At 48.2% G+C, this 17,311-nt stretch carries 17 protein-coding genes and 1 pseudogene; 5 read left to right on the top strand and 13 right to left on the bottom strand.

Annotated features, from left to right (window positions below; translation table 11 throughout):
* Positions 1–96: 96 nt before the first annotated feature.
* Positions 97–2,568, top strand: a complete 2,472-nt coding sequence (locus ACTQ16_RS05520; protein ID WP_441936528.1) for a glycoside hydrolase family 2 TIM barrel-domain containing protein — start codon at positions 97–99, stop codon at positions 2,566–2,568.
* A 141-nt stretch (positions 2,569–2,709) separates the two neighbouring features.
* Here the strand turns inward: ACTQ16_RS05520 and ACTQ16_RS05515 are convergent, their stop codons facing one another.
* Complete coding sequence (locus ACTQ16_RS05515) at positions 2,710–3,192, bottom strand: low molecular weight protein-tyrosine-phosphatase (protein WP_294969505.1); 483 nt, start codon at positions 3,190–3,192, stop codon at positions 2,710–2,712.
* 333 nt (positions 3,193–3,525) lie between these two features.
* Positions 3,526–4,854, bottom strand: coding sequence for an inositol-3-phosphate synthase (locus tag ACTQ16_RS05510; protein WP_294969503.1), 1,329 nt, complete (start codon positions 4,852–4,854; stop codon positions 3,526–3,528).
* 229 nt (positions 4,855–5,083) lie between these two features.
* On the opposite strand from ACTQ16_RS05510, the gene ACTQ16_RS05505 reads away from it, so the two are divergent.
* The gene (locus ACTQ16_RS05505) at positions 5,084–6,973 is read left to right on the top strand and encodes an SLC13 family permease (RefSeq protein ID WP_441936525.1); all 1,890 of its coding nucleotides are present in this window, start codon (positions 5,084–5,086) and stop codon (positions 6,971–6,973) included.
* A gap of 256 nt (positions 6,974–7,229) precedes the next feature.
* Here the strand turns inward: ACTQ16_RS05505 and ACTQ16_RS05500 are convergent, their stop codons facing one another.
* Positions 7,230–7,805, bottom strand: a complete 576-nt coding sequence (locus ACTQ16_RS05500; protein WP_295347268.1) for a DNA-binding protein — start codon at positions 7,803–7,805, stop codon at positions 7,230–7,232.
* 346 nt (positions 7,806–8,151) lie between these two features.
* Entirely contained in the window at positions 8,152–8,340 is a 189-nt protein-coding gene (locus tag ACTQ16_RS05495) for a hypothetical protein (RefSeq protein ID WP_153122584.1), read from the bottom strand.
* 390 nt (positions 8,341–8,730) lie between these two features.
* Between ACTQ16_RS05495 and ACTQ16_RS05490 the strand changes: the two genes are divergently transcribed.
* From ACTQ16_RS05490 to ACTQ16_RS05480, 3 genes are read left to right on the top strand one after another with little or no spacing between them, the layout of a single operon-like run.
* On the top strand, positions 8,731–8,955 hold the full coding sequence (locus tag ACTQ16_RS05490; RefSeq protein ID WP_294972626.1) for a DUF3791 domain-containing protein: 225 nt from the start codon (positions 8,731–8,733) through the stop codon (positions 8,953–8,955).
* Positions 8,956–8,975: 20 nt separating this feature from the next.
* Complete coding sequence (locus ACTQ16_RS05485; RefSeq protein ID WP_441932600.1) at positions 8,976–9,443, top strand: DUF3990 domain-containing protein; 468 nt, start codon at positions 8,976–8,978, stop codon at positions 9,441–9,443.
* A gap of 5 nt (positions 9,444–9,448) precedes the next feature.
* Complete coding sequence (locus ACTQ16_RS05480) at positions 9,449–9,679, top strand: DUF3791 domain-containing protein (RefSeq protein WP_294972631.1); 231 nt, start codon at positions 9,449–9,451, stop codon at positions 9,677–9,679.
* Between the two features lie 73 nt (positions 9,680–9,752).
* Here the strand turns inward: ACTQ16_RS05480 and ACTQ16_RS05475 are convergent, their stop codons facing one another.
* The 9 genes and pseudogenes from ACTQ16_RS05475 to ACTQ16_RS05435 form a co-directional block, all read right to left on the bottom strand.
* Positions 9,753–9,974 carry a DUF4248 domain-containing protein gene (locus ACTQ16_RS05475; protein ID WP_294972634.1) on the bottom strand — a complete coding sequence of 74 codons (222 nt, stop codon included), beginning with the start codon at positions 9,972–9,974 and terminating at the stop codon, positions 9,753–9,755.
* Positions 9,975–10,147: 173 nt separating this feature from the next.
* Positions 10,148–11,497 (bottom strand): CHC2 zinc finger domain-containing protein, encoded by a 1,350-nt coding sequence (locus ACTQ16_RS05470; RefSeq protein WP_441936523.1) that lies wholly within the window; start codon positions 11,495–11,497, stop codon positions 10,148–10,150.
* A 17-nt stretch (positions 11,498–11,514) separates the two neighbouring features.
* Entirely contained in the window at positions 11,515–12,840 is a 1,326-nt protein-coding gene (locus ACTQ16_RS05465; protein ID WP_441936522.1) for a hypothetical protein, read from the bottom strand.
* 212 nt (positions 12,841–13,052) lie between these two features.
* Positions 13,053–13,403 (bottom strand): hypothetical protein, encoded by a 351-nt coding sequence (locus tag ACTQ16_RS05460; protein WP_441936521.1) that lies wholly within the window; start codon positions 13,401–13,403, stop codon positions 13,053–13,055.
* 434 nt (positions 13,404–13,837) lie between these two features.
* The gene (locus ACTQ16_RS05455) at positions 13,838–14,170 is read right to left on the bottom strand and encodes a hypothetical protein (protein WP_441936520.1); all 333 of its coding nucleotides are present in this window, start codon (positions 14,168–14,170) and stop codon (positions 13,838–13,840) included.
* Positions 14,171–15,031 (bottom strand): hypothetical protein, encoded by an 861-nt coding sequence (locus ACTQ16_RS05450; protein WP_441936518.1) that lies wholly within the window; start codon positions 15,029–15,031, stop codon positions 14,171–14,173.
* Complete coding sequence (locus ACTQ16_RS05445; RefSeq protein WP_295347297.1) at positions 15,028–15,282, bottom strand: winged helix-turn-helix transcriptional regulator; 255 nt, start codon at positions 15,280–15,282, stop codon at positions 15,028–15,030. Before ACTQ16_RS05445 ends, ACTQ16_RS05450 begins: the two co-directional genes overlap by 4 nt.
* A pseudogene (locus ACTQ16_RS05440) lies at positions 15,280–15,858 on the bottom strand (RloB family protein); the annotation flags it as partial. The gene ACTQ16_RS05445 and the pseudogene ACTQ16_RS05440, both read right to left, overlap by 3 nt.
* Positions 15,859–15,861: 3 nt before the next feature.
* Entirely contained in the window at positions 15,862–17,160 is a 1,299-nt protein-coding gene (locus tag ACTQ16_RS05435) for an AAA family ATPase (RefSeq protein ID WP_441936516.1), read from the bottom strand.
* Positions 17,161–17,311 lie beyond the last annotated feature (151 nt).

Below are 17,311 nucleotides of genomic sequence, written 5' to 3'. Positions count from 1 at the left end.
TCACAGATTACACAGATATCTGTAACTCTCTTTCTGGAAAGATGAATCTGTGAAAATCCGTGCAGTCTGTGGGATTTTTTATATTGATAGGAAAGAATGAATAAGAAAACAATATTTAGCGTTGCCTTGATGAGCGGTCTTTTCGCTCTTCCGATGAGTGCCCGCGAACATCTGTCTTTTGATAAGGGCTGGCTTTTCACTCTGGCTGATTCTGCCGGAATGTGGAAAGCGGATTATGCTGACGCCCATTGGCGAAGCCTGAATCTGCCTCATGACTGGGCGATAGAGGGCGATTTCTCGCCAGGCAATCCTTCGGGAGCCAGCGGAGGCGCTCTGCCAGGCGGAATAGGATGGTACAGAAAGCATTTCTCCCTGAATCCTCATGAGAAGTACGACCGCTTTACCATTACCTTCGATGGAGTTTACATGAACTCTACCGTCTACATCAACGGTCATCAGCTCGGAACCCGTCCTTACGGCTACAGTACTTTCGAGTACGACCTTACACCTTATATTAATAGGAAGGGTGATAATGTGATTGCCGTGAAGGTGGACAATAGCGACCAGCCTAACAGCCGATGGTATTCGGGCTGCGGAATCTATCGCCACGTCTGGCTTACCAAGTCCATGAAGAAGGCTTACATTCCTCAATGGGGGCAGTATGTTTCTACCACTCCTCAGGGTGATGTCAGGGTGAAGACGGATTTTGCAGCTTCCGGCAACAGGATGAAACTCTCTGTCCGTAACACCATCTATGATGCTGCAGGAAAAATTGTAGCAAAGAGTAAAGGTGATCAGGAACAGAAACTGCAGGTGAAGAATCCGCATCTCTGGGACATCGGAAAGGGATATCTCTATACCGTCAAGAGTGAGCTGATTCTAAACGGGAAGGTAGTGGATGTAGCCACAACCACTACAGGCTTCCGCGATGTGAAGTTTGATGCCAGGAAGGGATTTTTCCTCAATGGCAGGAATATCAAGCTGAATGGAGTCTGCGAGCATCATGATTTCGGCTGTCTGGGTGCTGCCGTAAACGAGGATGCGATGCATCGCAAGCTCACCATCCTGCGCAACATGGGCGTGAACGCCATCCGGAGCAGCCATAATCCTCCGGCTCCTGAACTCCTCAACATGTGCGATTCGATGGGAATCCTCGTCATGGACGAGAGTTTCGACATGTGGCGACGCAAGAAATCGAATGGCGACTACGCCCGATTCTTTGATGAATGGCACAAGCGCGACCTCTCTGACCTGGTGAAGCGCGACCGCAATCATCCTAGCATCATCATGTGGAGCATCGGCAACGAGGTGCTGGAGCAATGGTCGGATGCTGCGGCAGATACGCTTTCGCTGGAGCAGGCGAATCTGATTCTGAATGCAGGTCATGATGCTTCTACGCTGGCGCATGGCGATGAGCTGAGCGTGAATTCGCTCCTTACCCAGCATCTTGCCCAGATAGTCAAGGAGTATGATCCGTGGGGAATGCGACCGGTTACGGCTGGCTGTAATGAGCCCGACCCGAAGAACCATCTCTTCAAGAGTGGAGCCATCGACGTGATTGGGTTCAATTACCATCATCAATGGGTGAAGGATGTTCCGAAGAACTTCCCTGGCAAGCCTTTCATCATGTCGGAGAGTGTCTCTGCCCTGCAGACGCGCGGCTTTTACATGATGCCTAGCGACAGTATCTATTCGGCTCCTAAGGAGTGGTGGCTGCCGTACTACGACCCTTCCTTCAAGTGCTCGGCTTATGATAATATGCATGCTTCATGGAGCAGCACGCACGAGGAGACATGGGATGTGGTGAAACATAATGATTTCGTGGGCGGACAGTTTATCTGGACCGGTTTCGATTATATAGGCGAACCTACTCCTTATGCTTATCCGGCGCGAAGCAGCTACTTCGGAATCATCGACCTGGCAGGTCTCCCGAAGGACACTTATTTTATGTATCAGAGTGAGTGGACGCAGAAGAACGTGCTTCATCTCTTCCCTCATTGGAACTGGATTCCGGGACAGACCATCGACATGTGGTGCTACTACAACAACGCAGACGAGGTGGAACTTTTCGTGAACGGCAAGAGCCAGGGTGTTCGCAAAAAGACCGTCTATGGTGAGAAGAACGAGGGTGAAGCCTTCCGGAAGAGTACGGAATATCACGTGATGTGGCGAGTTGAGTTCCAGCCGGGCGAAGTAAAGGTGGTGGCTAGAAAGGGCGGCAAGCTGGTGGGCGAGCAGACCATCAGGACTGCGGGTGCTCCTCATCACATCGTCTTGAAGAAGACCTATCAGGGCAATCTGGCTTATGGCTCAGCAGAACCTACAACCTTCGTAGAAGTGAATGTGGTGGATAAGGACGGAAATCTCTGCCCGAATGCAGAGAACCAGATTTTCTTCTCTTCCGATGCTCAGATTCTGGGTACGGATAATGGTTGCCAGACCTCTCTGGAGCGTTTTACCGACCCTCATCGCAAGGCGTTCTTCGGCAAGTGCGTGGTGGTATTGAAGGGCAAGGGTAAGCTCCAGGCAAAGGCTGTTGACCTGAAGGAAGCAGCTTTGGAATTATAGAATAACTTAACTTCCCCATATGCGAAAGTTCAGTTTTTTAAAAATGCTGTCATAAAAAAAATCCTTCGGAAGTAATGCGATGTTTACTTCCGGAGGACTTTTTTTTGTAGATGATAGTATGATTAATATGTTGTATCTTTTTTACTCGATGATGCTTTGCAGCAACCCCTGGCAGGCATCTTCCAATAGGGTGATGACCAGTTCGAAATCGCCCATGTCGCCATAATATGGGTCGGGAACGGTGGTGTATTCACGATGGTGGGTCAGGAAATCGGCCATCCGGACCACCTTGTCCTTATCTGCCTGGCAGGAAGCCATGGAGGTAATGGCACGGTAATTCTCATTATCCATCACCACGATGGTTTCGAATTTTCCGAAATCTGACTTCTGGAACTGGCGGGCGTGGCTGTTGAAATTGTAGCCATGCTCAGCGCCACATTTCCGCATGCGGCTGTCAGGCAGCTGCCCCACGTGCCAGTTGCCTATTCCTGCAGAATCAATTTCAAACTCATCCTGCAGCCCTGCCTTTTCTACCAGGCTCTTCATGATGCCCTCGCCGGCTGGCGAACGGCAAATGTTGCCGAGGCAAATAAATAAAACGGTATGTTTACCTTTCTTTGTCATAAATATTATATTTAAATGTTTGTCAAGTTTAGCGAGTTCGCCCCGCACGCCCTGTTTTGTAAGTTCGCCCCGCACGCCCTGAAAGGGCAGAAGCTCCTAGCCCAGGGCAACGCCTGGGTATAAACAGCAGTCAGCAAGGCGCCCTGTAAGGGCAAAAGCTTTATTACCCATATTCTAAAGCTTTTGCCCTTACAGGGCGTATATTTATAACTCCCTACAACCCAGTGCGTTGCCCTGGGCTGGGAGCTTCTGCCCTTTCTGGGCGTATTGCTGAAATCAACCTTCGTCTGTTTGAAATCAACCATTACCGTCCTTTATCGGGAGATAATATTTTTAGTCGATTTCCTCGTCAGCCTCATAACCGCCCATCTCGCGGATGGCGTTCTTCAGCATGGTGTACTGCTGGTAGAGGTTGTTCACAGCCTCTTCACCCTGGGTATAATCGTGCATTGGCGCCTTGAGGAAGAAACTCAGGAAGCGCTGGATGCCGTAACGGCCGGCACGGGCTGCAAGGTCGCTCAACAGACAGAGGTCGAGCAGCAATGGAGCGGCAAGGATGGAGTCGCGGCACAGGAAGTTGATCTTGATTTGCATTGGATAACCCATCCAGCCGAAGATGTCGATGTTGTCCCAACCTTCCTTGTTGTCGTTGCGAGGAGGATAATAGTTGATGCGAACCTTGTGATAATACTGAGTGTCCTCATCGTTGCCATGGCCGTAGAGGTCTGGCTGGACTTCTGGCTTCAGTATAGTCTCAAGGGTAGAGAGCTTGCTCACTTCCTTGGTATGGAAGTTGGCTGGCTCATCGAGAACGAGACCGTCGCGGTTGCCCAGAATGTTGGTAGAGAACCAACCGTTCAAGCCGAGGCAGCGGGTGCCGATGATAGGAGCAAAACCACTCTTCACGAGAGTCTGACCAGTCTTGAAGTCCTTGCCTGCGATAGGCATGTGGGTCTTCTCGGCGAGTTCCCACATGGCAGGAATGTCAACTGTTGTGTTAGGAGCACCCATGATGAAAGGAGCACCCTCCGTAAGGGCTGCATAAGCGTAGCACATGGATGGAGCGATGTGCTGGCGGTCGTCAGCCTTCATCGCAGCCTCGAGAGCTGCCAATGAGCCGTGGATTTCCATATCTACCGGTACGTAGATTTCGGTAGATGCTGCCCAGGCTACGACGATGCGGGAGCAGCCGTTCTTCTCCTTGAAGTCGCGGATGTCCTGACGCAGAGCCTCCACCATTTCCCAGCGGGTCTTGCAGTCCTTCACGTTGTCGCCATCCAGACGCTTGGCGTAGTTCTTGTCGAAGGCAGCCTTCATTGGAACCACCTTCTCCAGCTCCTCGCGCACAGGGTTGATATCCTTCTCCTTCAGAACCTCGGCATACATAGCAGCCTGGTAAGCATTCTGCGGATAAACATCCCAAGTGCCGAATACGATGTCGTTGAGATCTGCCATAGGCACGATGTCCTTGTAGTGAAGATACTTCTTGTCTGCACCCTTGCCTACGCGAATCTTATCGTATTGAGTCATTGAACCTACTGGCTTTGCAAGTCCCTTGCGAGCCATAAACACACCAGTCATGAATGTAGTAGAAACTGCACCACAACCTACAACCATGATACCCAGCTTGCCATCAGCTGGTTTAACCTTGTTTTGTTCCATTATCTAAAAAAATTAATGTATTATAAAGTCTTCTAATTCTATTGTTCAGTATGTCTATCTGGATTGCAAAGATAAGGAAAACTGATGGAATAAGTGTAGTTTTTTGGAAATATCTGCAATAAATTTAGAAATATTAGCATTAGAATGATAAAAAAAACGATAAAAAGTAAGTATCTTTGCAAAAGAGTTTATAATCAGAAGAAACAATTATCTAAATTTTTTTTATAGCATGACAATAACGCTTATTATATTAATCATTACGGTTGCCATGTTTATATGGGGCAGGGTAAGGGCTGATATTGTGGCTCTTACTGCCTTGGCAGCACTCTTGGTTCTCGGAATCCTGACGCCGGCAGAGGCTCTTGCCGGCTTCTCTTCGCCCATCGTCATCATGATGATAGGCCTCTTCGTGGTGGGTGGAGCTATCATGCAGACCGGCCTTGCCAAGCTGACGGGCAATAAGCTGATGGCGCTCTCCCGTGGCAACGAAACCGTTACCTTCCTCCTCGTGATGCTGGTAACCTCGTTTATCGGAGCCTTCGTGAGCAATACCGGAACCGTGGCGCTGATGATGCCTATCATCATGAGTCTGGCTGCGGGTTCGGGCATGCAGTCATCGCGATTCCTCATGCCGCTCGCCTTTGCAGGAAGCCTGGGCGGAATGCTTACCCTCATCGGTACGCCGCCCAACCTGGTCATCGACGAGGTGCTTACCGAGGCGGGATTCAAGCCCCTGGCGTTCTTCTCCTTCTTCCCCGTGGGAATCATCGTCATCGCCATCGGAATCATCGTCCTCATGCCCCTGAGCAAAATCTTTCTCAGCAAGAAGCAGAACGGGAAGAAAAAGAAGAACGGGAAGTCGCTCGACGACCTGGTAGACGAATACCAGCTGCTAGACAACCTGCATCGCTACATCGTGCCAAGCAAGCGGACGGCTGCAGCCATCGATGAGAATGGGCAGATGATGGACATCGTGGGCAAGACCCTCAAGGACCTCAGCATCCAGAAGAAATATGGCGTGAGCATCATCGAAATCAGAAACGAGAAGAAATCGCGACTGGGACTCGTGAAGGACGTCAACCAGAATATGGCGAAGAGCAGCAGCACCATCGCCGTGCACGACACCTTATATATAATAGGTGACGAGGAGAAGATTGAACGGTTTGCGCAGGATTACGACCTGAGGAAGATGAAGGACGTGAAGATTGATTTCTACGACCTGGGACTGACCGAGATTGTTGTGATGCCTACTTCCAATTTTGCCGGATTGCGAATTGGAGATGCCAACCTGCGCAAGCGCTTCGGCATCAACGTGCTGGGCGTGAAGCGAGGCGGAAGCTCTTCTGACGGCAAGGTGGGAAAGGAATATATTACTGACAATCTGATAGCTACCAAGCTGCATGTGGGCGATATGCTCCTGGTGCAGGGAGAGTGGACCAACCTGACCCATCTTACGGCAGATACCACCAACTGGGTGGTGCTGGATCAGCCGGAGAAGACGGCAGACAAGGTGCTCCTGGACTACAAGGCTCCTGTGGCTGCAGCCATCATGCTCTTGATGATAGCGATGATGGTGTTCGACTTCATCCCCGTGGCTCCGGTCACGGCGGTCATCATCGCCGGACTGCTTACCGTCTTTGCCGGATGCTTCCGCAACGTGGAGGCAGCCTACAAGACCATCAACTGGGAGAGCATCGTGCTGATTGCCGCCATGATGCCGATGTCTACGGCGCTGGAGAAGACGGGTGCTTCGGCCTTGGTTTCGCAGGGGCTGGTAGACAGTCTCGGCTCGATGGGACCGACGGCTCTGCTGGCAGGTATCTACTTCACCACTTCGCTCATGACGATGTTCATCAGCAATACCGCCACGGCTGTGTTGATGGCTCCTATCGCCCTGGTGGCAGCCCAGCAGGTGGGCGTGAGTCCTTATTCCTTCCTCTTTGCGGTAACGTTGGGTGCCAGCATGTGCTTTGCCTCTCCGTTCTCCACTCCGCCTAATGCGCTGGTGATGAAGGCGGGTGGCTATACGTTCATGGACTACGTGAAGGTAGGTTTGCCGTTGCAGATCATCATTGGCGTGGTGATGACCTTCGTGCTTCCGCTCCTGTTCCCGTATTGATTTTACTTCAATCAATTCCCTCATTTGCGAAATTACTGAACTTTAGAAGTGTTAAGGGGAAGTTAAGGGACAAATGTCCTACGTTATACGACAAAAGACAATTGTCTCTTCACTTCCTGAACGACCGAAGGGAGTGATAACTTCTTTAACTTCAATCAATTCCCTCTTTTGCGAAATGCAGGAAAAAGATAATCCCCAATCTCTTGGTGCTCCTGATGAGTCCGAGGATTGGGGATTTTCTATCTTGGTAGTAGGACTACATGCCTACGTCTCCTTCAGCGTCTCCACCGCTGGTGCCACCGCCTTCGGTATTGCCTGAACCACCGCCTTCGGTATTGCCTGAACCGCCACCTTCGGTTCCACCTCCGTTTGGATCCTTGTCTGGGTCTTCCACGTTGCCGCCATCGCCCGAAGTAACGTTCTTCACCACCTTGCCGTTGCGGTCGATACAGGTAATCTGGATAGGAGTTCTCTGCAGCTCATCCTTGATATCCACGTTTGGAGTGAAGATAACTCTGCGGGTGGTGATGAGGCTACCTGCCACCTCACCCACGGTAGCCACGCTCTTGGCTCGCACGCCGAATCTCATGGTTCCCAACCCCGGGATGGCAACGGAGTGTCCTTCGGTAGACCATGTCTTGATAACTTCGCCGGCAGCATCCCAGCATGCCTGCATCACGCCGCGGCTCACGCCACTTCTCAGAGCCGCCTCCTTGATAACCTTGCTCTCCGGGAGCTTGTTGTAAAGCTCGGTACTGAGAACGTAACGATACTTACCTTTCAACTCACCCACCTGGATGAGGGTTTCCTTTGCTTTCAAATTAATAGCCATAATCTTCTTGAATTTTAAATTGTTAATAAATTGATAAAAAAATAATTATAAAGCTTTCCCCCCTTTCAGGGTGTGCCCTTCTAGCCCGCCTTCCAGCCTCCGTTCTTGCCGAGTCAGAAAAGGAGCGCAAGGCTCGTAGCTCCCTTCTAGCCCTCTTCCAGCCTCCGTTCTTGCCGAGCCAGAAAAGGAGCGCAAGGCTCGTAGCCCCCTTCCAGCCCGCCTTCCAGCCTCCGTTCTTGCCGAGTCAGAAAAGGAGCGCAAGGCTCGTAGCTCCCTTCCAGCCTCCGTTCCCAGCGATTCCATCGCTGGTCCCCCCTAGGCGTTCCGGCGTTTTTGCAAACCATCTTCACCTGATGGTGATGGTTGGCACGAAGTGCGAAGAGTCGGCTCGCGTGGTGATGTTGTTCTCCTGCTGCTGCCTCTGGTTCTTCCCGATCACGAGACCCGCGGTACACGAGCTGGTGAGGAAGGTGACGATGGCAGAGCATACGGCCACGATGAGATACTTGATGAATGCCTTCATATTTGGGTTCATACGCTTCTCTTGCCCCCTATTAACTTTCCGTCTTCTTTTTTAAAAAGAAGAAAGAGAAGGACTCGTATCAGGGCTTGGAGTCGAGGTTGATAACTTGATGCATTCGGGATTATCTTATCCGGAATATCTCCCAGATGCCTTTTTTCATTTTTCCAACTGGAGAAATATTTTTCTCCAACTAGGAAAGTGATTTTCCAGCGCTTTCTGAATCACGATGCAAAGATACGAAATCCCCCACAGTCAGTTGGGCGATGGCATGTGAAGCCGTGCGATAGCGGAACATTTTTTAAAAAAACATAAAATCAGCCTAATTAATGGCCTTATATCGAGATAATTGATTATATTTGCTAAAAAATAGGAGGCATAAGCCTTGGTATAAAATTAAAGCGTATGGAACAAGTAGGTTATAACAATATACATCTGGCTATCATGGCAATAGAGAAGGGAGCAAAAATAATGAATGTTCCTTCTAAAAACATGTATATGCGTTTGAAGAAACAAGGTCTCATCCATAATTTCCTTTTGCCATATTATGAAGAATTACATACCCAGAGTTCTGATTGGGTTGCAAGAACTACGGTTGAAACACTCAAAAACTGGGAGATGGCACAATGAAATTATTCCATGGATCATACATGAAAATAGAATATCCAGAAATCAGTAAAGGGCGTACTAAAGTTGATTTCGGGCAAGGGTTCTATTTAACTGGCATTAAGTCGCAAGCTGAAAAATGGTCTAAGGTTATTGCTATCAGAAAAGGACCTGCCTTTCGGCCAATCGTCAATATGTTTGAATTGAACGAAGATTTGTTTAACTTGTCGGATTTCCGTATCAAAAGGTTCAAAGAATACAATATAGAGTGGCTTCAATATGTTGTGGATTGTAGAAGAGGAGGTAATTTGCAAAAACAATATGACCTGGTAGAGGGTGGTGTAGCCAATGATAATGTAATCGACACAGTAGAAGATTTCGAAAATGGCAGAATTACTGCGGAACAGGCATTGGGACAGTTGGTGTATAAGCAAGTGAACCATCAAATTTGTATTCGTAATCAGCAAATTATCGACAAATACCTTCAATTCGTTTCATCCTATCAAATTTAGAAATTATGAGAGACTCTGTACTTTGGCGTAAACAAAGCCGTATCGTGATGTTGCTGGCAAAGGAGAAGAATATTACTCCAGAACAAGCTCTTGATATCTATTATTCTTCAAGAACCGCTCAGCTGTTGTCTGATCCTAATACAGGATTGCAACTCATGAGCGATCAATATGTGCTTGAAGACCTTCTAAAAGAGCTGGAGGAAAGAGAAGTATCTGCAGCTTCCGGAATATCATAAATGAGCTCCAAACGCCAGTAACCAATTGGCTGGCGCTTGGGGCTTACTTATACTAAACTATCAACTCTAAACCTTATCCCGGTTCCCCCAGGTAATCTATGATAGCCTTCACCTGCTTGGGCGTAAAAGCCTTGCTCAGTTTGTGATAGCCCATTGCCAGGAGCTCCTCCCATAGCGGGTCGCATTGGTGAATCCAAGCCATCAGATGGTTGACGGCTGTGCGTGGATTACTCTCGGGAAAGTACATCAGGGCAAGTTCCTTCTTGGTGTACGTACGAATGATAAATTCTTCCATATTCATTTTGATTTTAAAGGGTGAGTTTCGCATATGGGGAAGTTAAGGGAAGTTAGAGAAGTTAGAGGGAAGTTAAGGGACAAATGTCCTGCATCTTACGAAAAAGACTATTGTCTCTTAACTTCCCGAACAATCGCAGGGAGTGATAACTTCTTTAACTTCAATTAATTCCCTCACTTGCAAAACTTGAATAAATAATACTCGCTGAAATCCTTGCAGCCTGGGGGCAACTGATGATGAACCAGATGGGGGAGAATCTCCCTGAGTTGCAGGAAGAGTTGTTCGCCGGGCGCATCCTGATCAGGAAACATGTGGAATTCCACCTGATATTGACGCTCGATATCAGCCAGCAGCTGCTTATCCTCGGGTTTGAGAAGCGTGGCAGAAGGAATGGCTATCGCCTTATGTCCGGCAGAAAGCATCGCCCAGCAGTCGCTGCATCCCTCCGTGATGAAAAGCTTCTCGCCAGGTTTCAGTCTCCCTACCACCGGCAGGTTGTAGATGGAGCATCTGGCGCCATAGGGAAACCGGAAGCGGGGAGCCATCGGTTCCGTCTGATGTGAACCCTCCGTCTGAAGCGAACCCTCCGTCTGAAGCGAACCCTCCGTCTGAAGCGAACCCTCCGTCCGAAGCGAACCCTCCGTCTGATGTGAACCCTCCGTCTGAAGCGAACCCTCCGTCTGATGTGAACCCTCCGTCTGAAGCGAACCCTCCTTCTGAAGCGAACCCTCCGTCTGAAGCGAACCCTCCGTCTGAAGCGAACCCTCCGTCTGATGTGAACCCTCCGTCCGAAGCGAACCCTCCGTCTGAAGCGAACCCTCCGTCTGAAGCGAACCCTCCGTCTGATGTGAAGGAGAATCTGTGTCATCTGTGAAATCTGTGGGCGTCTTCCGGTAATCGAGGTTTCTGTTCTGGATTCCGATGAGCCGTCCGTCCATGTCGAAGTAGGGAATCTGTAGCCAGTTGATGCCCTTCTTATCCGTCCATGAAGTCAGTCTGCACCAGTTCACCACTCTCCAGTCAATCTTCCTCTCTTCGAACAGGAACCTCCTTGCCGCCTCGTTCAGCCACGGATGCTCAAAGAATCTCGCATACTTGCTGGCATCGAAGGAGGAGGATTTTCCCGAATGAGAACCACCGGAATCATCTCCCGAATGAGAGCCACCGGAATCCATTCCCGAATGAGAGCCACCGCCAGAAGAGGCTTCGGAGGAAAGAGAAGAGAAAGCCCCCTCTCTCTTCCTGCCATCTTCCAGATAAACCCCATTTACCTCGGCGAGCCATCGGCAAGCCGACAGGAAATCCTTCCCCAGGTATTTCATCACCAGGTCGATGGTGCCCACGGAATTACCCATGCAGACATAGCAGCGGCAGCTGTTCCTCCTCGTATTGAACGAGAGGCTGGCATGGTGGTCGTCATGAAAGGGGCAGAGCGCCTTGTGCCGCTCCACCTTTATCCCCATCTGCTCCGCAACTCCCTCAATAGGCAGGTCGCGCAGTTTCTGAATTTCATATTTCTCCATAAAAACTATTTTTTACTTTATTTCTTATCCTTTCCCGCCGGCATTCCCATCAGATATTCCCTTGTCTTCGTATAAAGCCCCGTCTGGGCAGAATAGGTGATGAATTTGCGGTTCTTCCATACGTTAAGCTGATGCTTGGTGCCCTCCTTGCTCTTGCCAAGGCTCAAGCGGAGAGCTTCCAGCTGCAGTTCGTTGAAGGATACTTCCAGATGGTCAAGCATATTCTTGGGACCGGTTCGCTGCACCTCCTCCTCCTGCACATCGCCACACTTGAACATGTCGCCAAATACCTTCACTTTCGACCACAAGTCATAATAGCAGAACCATACCACGAAGTCCCCGATGGAGCGTGTCCACGTCTGGTCGTTCAGAATCCACAGCACGGCTCCCTTCTTCCATGCCGAAAAGATGCTGCGGTGGGAAAGCTCCCAGAGCATGTCATCATCGGCAAGATCGGCAAGCCTTGCCATTTCTTCTGCCAGCTGGTCGGCCACCTTGTTGAGCTTCTTCACCACAAAACTGCCCTTACAGTTGTCCAGGCGCAGCAGATAGCTGTCCATCTTCTTCAGGAATTCCGCATCATACGTTCCCTGCCGTGGAATCTTGCCACTACGCTCGCCACGAGCCTTGTAGGCGAAAGGGATGCGGCCGAAGAAACCATTGGTGAGGTCTTTCTTGTAGAACTGTCGGGCAGCCTCGGGGGTAGAAGTGAAGGTGAGGTTCACCCTGAGCACGGGATTGCCCGTTACGCCATCTGCCGTGGCGCGCAGGGCTCCGGCACGCTGACGGTCGTAGATGTTTCTTACCATCTGGCTCACCTGCTTATGTCCGCCACACATCCTGTCCGCCATTTCTACTTCGGGCAGATTGATGTATTGCGTGCGCTCGCCCAGTTTTTCGCATGCCATGGCATTCTGGATAAAGGCAGGATTGGTGACATCGGCTGGTGGAAACCAGAAACTCACGTCCGGACGTTCGGGTTTTTCCTTGTTGGCGCCCTTGGTCTTCATCTGTCGCTGCCAGTCCACGAGTTTCTTGAACTCAGTCTCATCATGCTTGCGAAAAGGGCGCATGATAGCCTCTACCAAATGCCCCAATTGTGCCTTTCCGATACCCGAAGGACCTATCAGATGCCCCATCTGCCCGCACATTTCATAATATTTGTTGTCGCAATACATGAACCTTACGTCCGTGAGATGAGCGGCAAGAGCCGGAATTGCCATCGGAATGAGCACTTCACGCATGTCTTTTGATGCCTGCGAGAGGGCAAATTTCACAAATTCTGTGCCCTTGCTGGGCTTGGGCATCGCCGGAGCGGCATTGCTGAAAATGTTGTAAATCATTGCTTTTTAGAGAATTAAATTAAAATCGATGTTCTTTTTTTATTGCCTACAGTCTCAGTCTCAGAGTCTCAGTTTTTTTTCATGTGGTCTCGCTTTCTATATATATTATATATAACTAATTAATAATCAATAAGTTATAAGTGCTTGAGAAGCGGGTTTGAAGTTGAATTGTGACATTTATCCTAACTGAGACTGAGACGTGAGACTCCGTGTTATCTGTTATCACTCTTGCTGCAAATGCAGAGCAGCTCGTCGGCGGCACCCTGGCAGAAGTCCTGGAAGGTGAAGCGCTCTGAGAACTGCGGGCGGTTGAAGGTAGGGTAGAGCGTACCGTCTTTCTTCCGGTTCACGTTGATGTACGTTCCTTCATACACGTGCGGATTTCTCTGCACCACCTTCTTCTTCTTCTCGGAGTCGTTCTGCACGAATGTGAAGTGGTCTTCTCCGTCGTGCGTAATGGCTCCGTCCAGATACTCGCCCACGGCCATGCGTCCAGGCTTGCGTGTTATTAACTTGAGGTCGATACCCAACTCTGTGTTGGGGTAGAAATTATGATTAGACATAATTGTAGTCTTTCCGGTTATTCCCTCCGTTTCGATGAGAGGGGACCTCCATTCCGCATCAGCCAAAATCGAAACAGGCTTCGTTCTTCGCTTGCCCATGCCTGATGTGGTTTGGTGCTGCAAAGGTCGGTATTTTTTGAGAGATAGACAAGGAAAAAAGTAGATAGTAGATGAGTGAAAAATATTTACGTTTTTAGAATTCTTGATGTTATGCTAAGTTAAAAAGTAGATTGAATGGTAGCAAAGTAGATTATTAAAAGCAAAAACGTAGATTGATAGGCTACTGATAATCTACTTTTTATAAAAAGTTAATCTGGTTTTCATAAAAAGTAGATTTTCAAAGCAAGAATTCAATAAAAAAAGTGTATCAGCTATGCGAGCTAATACACTTTTTGGGTATTTTGAACCATTTCACTCCCAATCAAATCTACTTTTTAAGCACTAAAATCCATCAGGTCTTCATTATTGCTATTTGCAAAAAGTACATTGATGCCGGATATGAAACTTTTTACCATCTCGGAGGTCTTGTTATATTCCAGACTATGTTTGTTTACTGCGGCATATTTTACAGGAGCGTAGTTCCCATTGTAGTGCTCGATGAAGTATTCTACTGCCTGCTTCACATTATCAGGCAAAGCCCATTGGCAGAAAATATATTCATACATTCCCATCAGTTTGTGCTTGAAATCAGCTGGCAGCAGTTCGTCGAAGTGGCTTATTACGTATCTTATTTTCTTGATGGTTTTTGGATTGTTGCCCCAAAGCATCTACTCTTTAATGGTTATATCCTCATTTTCGGTTTTAGCTTCGATAAGGCATAGATGATCCATCGAGGCACAGTTCTGCTTGTGGAATTCTCCTTGCGCAAATCCTTCCTCCGAAGCATAGTGTAGGTACGCCTGGTAAGCAGGTGTTGTAGTCTTGAGATACTCTATCGTATCTTCGGAGATGAGCATAATCGTATTTTCCATACGTTTGTATGCTTTTTGTCTGTATTTATCCAATATGCATTTACTTTTGATAGGATCCTTGCGTATAGCCAGTTCTTCTTGTAGAATTTCTGCACAGATATCCATACATTCCTTTTCTGCCTTGAAGAATTTAATCATCTCGTTATACAGCCCCTGTACTGCTGGCGGAAAGCTTTCCAGTTCAAACAAATCAGGCTGGTATATTTCATCTCCAAGTAATGAAGCATCGATTACCGATTTGGGCGGAATATTATACATTTCGCATTCTGCAGCCGAAGGATGCTTTCGCGGGCAGAATTTCTTGAGGATGATTTTCAGAGGGGACAAGTGGCTTCTGATATGTCTTAGAACTTCGCTTACTGAATTGTAGTAGTTGTTGTGGTCTGTGGCAAATTGATTATTGAAAGAGGGTTCAAACTTTTTCAGTCGTTCCAGTTCTTTTTCCATTTTGTCGCAGGCTTGGGCTATGAATCCTGAAAGTTGTTCTATTTCGTCTAGATCCTTGTGCTTCATTTCCAGGGCACAGGTAAGGCGATTTGCTCCATTCTCTTCAAATTTGGAGACTATTTCCTTTATCTGATTTAGTCGGTCTAGTGTAGGCTCGATATCAGAATGGTAATATGCCTTGCGGCATTTTTCTTTTTGGTCTGTTGTCATTTTTTAGGTTGTGTCTTTAATTTATATAATTTATCTTTATAATTTCCCTCCACATCAATCAGACCTTTATCAACGAGCGTTTTGAGATAATCTCGTGTTCTTGAAACTTTCAGGCCTGTAGCTTTTGAAATGGATTTCAAATCAGATTTTCCGTTATTGACGATGAAATTGATGATTTCCTGTTGGTTGTCTCCAATTGGGATTTGTTCATTCGGTAGGATGATTTCCTTGCAGGTTTTATCATGATTCATCGATGCTATCAGCTCGAATACCCGGTGCATCTGGCTATAGGCAATCTTATCTTCTGGCGTAGTCTCGCTTAGCCGGGAGAGTTCCTTGGCATAACCTAGAGCTCGCTGAAGATCGCCGTTTTCCGTAAGATAGTTGTAAAGCTTGTTCTTGCGGAAATATCTTACGGTCTTTTCGTAGCCAGGCATATAGCGCTGAAGCTCAGGAATGAGCTGCTCATAGCAGTCGTAACGCTTCACGGAAAGTTGAGGCAGGAAATGCAGCAGAAACCAGAATTCCGTGCATGGATTGGTTTCCACCCAAAGAATCTTATGGCTGCTCTTCTTGCGTATCTTGGAGTAAGTTTCCATTTCTTTGGGATTCTGCAACAGACGGTCCATATCAACAAGGCAGATTACATAGTCGGTTTCGCATTTTACATACGACTCTGCCAATTTTGCCATGTGAGGAATGTCGGAATGTTGGGGAAAATCGGGCGCCACCTTGAAGGGATAGCGGCAGGCGACGCGGAGCGAGTCGAAGTAGAACCACTCCGTCTCGCCTTCACCTATGATTGCTATACTTTTCTTTACTGCCATATTCTAATCCTCCTTATCTAGATAAATACTTCCAAGGAATGGTAAATCCACCAGCTTGCCTTGCTTGTAGGCATGATATGGATTCATCGTCTTGTGCAGACCCAGCGAACTGAGACGCTTCAGCTGGGTGGCACCTTCACGGCTCTTGTCTGTAAACCATACCACATCCCGACGGATGTAGCCTTCGTTCAGCAGATTGATGTCGTGAGTAGTCATGAGCAGCTGGCTAGAACCCTCGCTGTTGGCAAGAAACAACTTGATGAAGTAGGAGAGAAGCTCATAATGGATGCTCGTTTCCACCTCGTCGATAGGGATGAAGTTGTTGTGGTGAAGCACATAATAAAGCACAACCGACATGCCCAGAAACCTGTGGGTGCCTGCCGATTCCATTTGTTCGTGTAAAGTATATTCGCCGCCGTCGCCCGTATGCTGGAAGAGGATTTCATCATGTTTAAGCGTACCACGGCGGAGCATCTCTACCTTAGCCTCCTCTGGGATGGGAGCACTCTTGATGGTCTTCTCCATTTCCGGAGTGATACTTTCTTCGCGGTCATCTAGAGAAAGGTCGGTGATGTTGAAGTCGCTCGCTTTCAGCATCTGTAATAGAAAGCGTTTCTTCCTGCCATCCTTGTCATGGCGCAATTCGTCTTTCACATTGAAGGTCAGGGAGGCGCGCGGGCTCAGCGTATCCCGCATTCCCGAATAGAAGAATTCTGCCACGATATTCAGCCGTGATGTGGTTGCATTTGATTGTCCAAAGGCTGCCATAACCGTACAGTTGTTGGTTGTATTACCGGCGATGGCACGCTGGGTGGCTTTGTTGATGCCCGATTTGCTGCCAAAGGTAACTTCCGAGTGGTCTGTTTCCTGCTGGTAGCTGCGGCTGTATAGCTTGGTAGGGCGTGAGCTTGTATAAACCATCAGCATCTCCTCGTAGATTCGCTTTTCGTCGAATTCCAGGCTTAGGACGTATTTTTCCCGGTTGAGCCAGAAGGTCATCTGCATCGAGGAGTGTTCCTTGCGGCTGTGATTATCCAGAAGAAAAGGAACGTACCCCATTCCCGTATTCTTGTTTTCCGGCTTGTCGAGCATGGTGCGGCGGAAGAATGCGAGGGCATCGAGCAGCGTGGTTTTGCCGCTGGCGTTGCTACCATACACGATACCAATCTTGAGGAGTTCAACACCTTCTGCCACTTCGTATAGGTATTGGTTTCTCATCTTGTCATCATTCGTAGGAAGGAAGCTGAGCGTTTGCTTTTCTCTGATGCTGAAGAAGTTTTGTATTTGAAATTCCTGTATCATAGCTGTTTTTTTTTGCTGCAAATATACGATAAAAAAGCAGAATTGCAAAATGAAAATTTGTGTTTCGTAAAAAATTCACGTTATTTAATATTAAAAGCAGCGTTTTCCGTATTTTTTCCTATTTTAAAGAGGCTTTTTGTTGGCGAAATGC

The organism is Prevotella sp. LCP21S3_D2 (genome assembly GCF_052118345.1).
Lineage (GTDB): Bacteria > Bacteroidota > Bacteroidia > Bacteroidales > Bacteroidaceae > Prevotella.
The sequence above is the reverse complement of the archived record's forward strand: the minus strand, read 5'-3'. Positions and strand labels throughout refer to the sequence as shown.

What these genes read in the sequence shown, in the direction of transcription:
- ACTQ16_RS05465 (WP_441936522.1), bottom strand. Translation starts at nt 12,840, where the DNA reads ATGATTTACAACATTTTCAGCAATGCCGCTCCGGCGATGCCCAAGCCC.
- ACTQ16_RS05460 (WP_441936521.1), bottom strand. Translation starts at nt 13,403, where the DNA reads ATGTCTAATCATAATTTCTACCCCAACACAGAGTTGGGTATCGACCTC.
- ACTQ16_RS05515 (WP_294969505.1), bottom strand. Translation starts at nt 3,192, where the DNA reads ATGACAAAGAAAGGTAAACATACCGTTTTATTTATTTGCCTCGGCAAC.
- ACTQ16_RS05470 (WP_441936523.1), bottom strand. Translation starts at nt 11,497, where the DNA reads ATGGAGAAATATGAAATTCAGAAACTGCGCGACCTGCCTATTGAGGGA.
- ACTQ16_RS05500 (WP_295347268.1), bottom strand. Translation starts at nt 7,805, where the DNA reads ATGGCTATTAATTTGAAAGCAAAGGAAACCCTCATCCAGGTGGGTGAG.
- ACTQ16_RS05510 (WP_294969503.1), bottom strand. Translation starts at nt 4,854, where the DNA reads ATGGAACAAAACAAGGTTAAACCAGCTGATGGCAAGCTGGGTATCATG.
- ACTQ16_RS05450 (WP_441936518.1), bottom strand. Translation starts at nt 15,031, where the DNA reads ATGACAACAGACCAAAAAGAAAAATGCCGCAAGGCATATTACCATTCT.
- ACTQ16_RS05490 (WP_294972626.1), top strand. Translation starts at nt 8,731, where the DNA reads ATGGAACAAGTAGGTTATAACAATATACATCTGGCTATCATGGCAATA.
- ACTQ16_RS05505 (WP_441936525.1), top strand. Translation starts at nt 5,084, where the DNA reads ATGACAATAACGCTTATTATATTAATCATTACGGTTGCCATGTTTATA.
- ACTQ16_RS05455 (WP_441936520.1), bottom strand. Translation starts at nt 14,170, where the DNA reads ATGCTTTGGGGCAACAATCCAAAAACCATCAAGAAAATAAGATACGTA.
- ACTQ16_RS05520 (WP_441936528.1), top strand. Translation starts at nt 97, where the DNA reads ATGAATAAGAAAACAATATTTAGCGTTGCCTTGATGAGCGGTCTTTTC.
- ACTQ16_RS05435 (WP_441936516.1), bottom strand. Translation starts at nt 17,160, where the DNA reads ATGATACAGGAATTTCAAATACAAAACTTCTTCAGCATCAGAGAAAAG.
- ACTQ16_RS05475 (WP_294972634.1), bottom strand. Translation starts at nt 9,974, where the DNA reads ATGGAAGAATTTATCATTCGTACGTACACCAAGAAGGAACTTGCCCTG.
- ACTQ16_RS05480 (WP_294972631.1), top strand. Translation starts at nt 9,449, where the DNA reads ATGAGAGACTCTGTACTTTGGCGTAAACAAAGCCGTATCGTGATGTTG.
- ACTQ16_RS05485 (WP_441932600.1), top strand. Translation starts at nt 8,976, where the DNA reads ATGAAAATAGAATATCCAGAAATCAGTAAAGGGCGTACTAAAGTTGAT.
- ACTQ16_RS05445 (WP_295347297.1), bottom strand. Translation starts at nt 15,282, where the DNA reads ATGAATCATGATAAAACCTGCAAGGAAATCATCCTACCGAATGAACAA.
- ACTQ16_RS05495 (WP_153122584.1), bottom strand. Translation starts at nt 8,340, where the DNA reads ATGAACCCAAATATGAAGGCATTCATCAAGTATCTCATCGTGGCCGTA.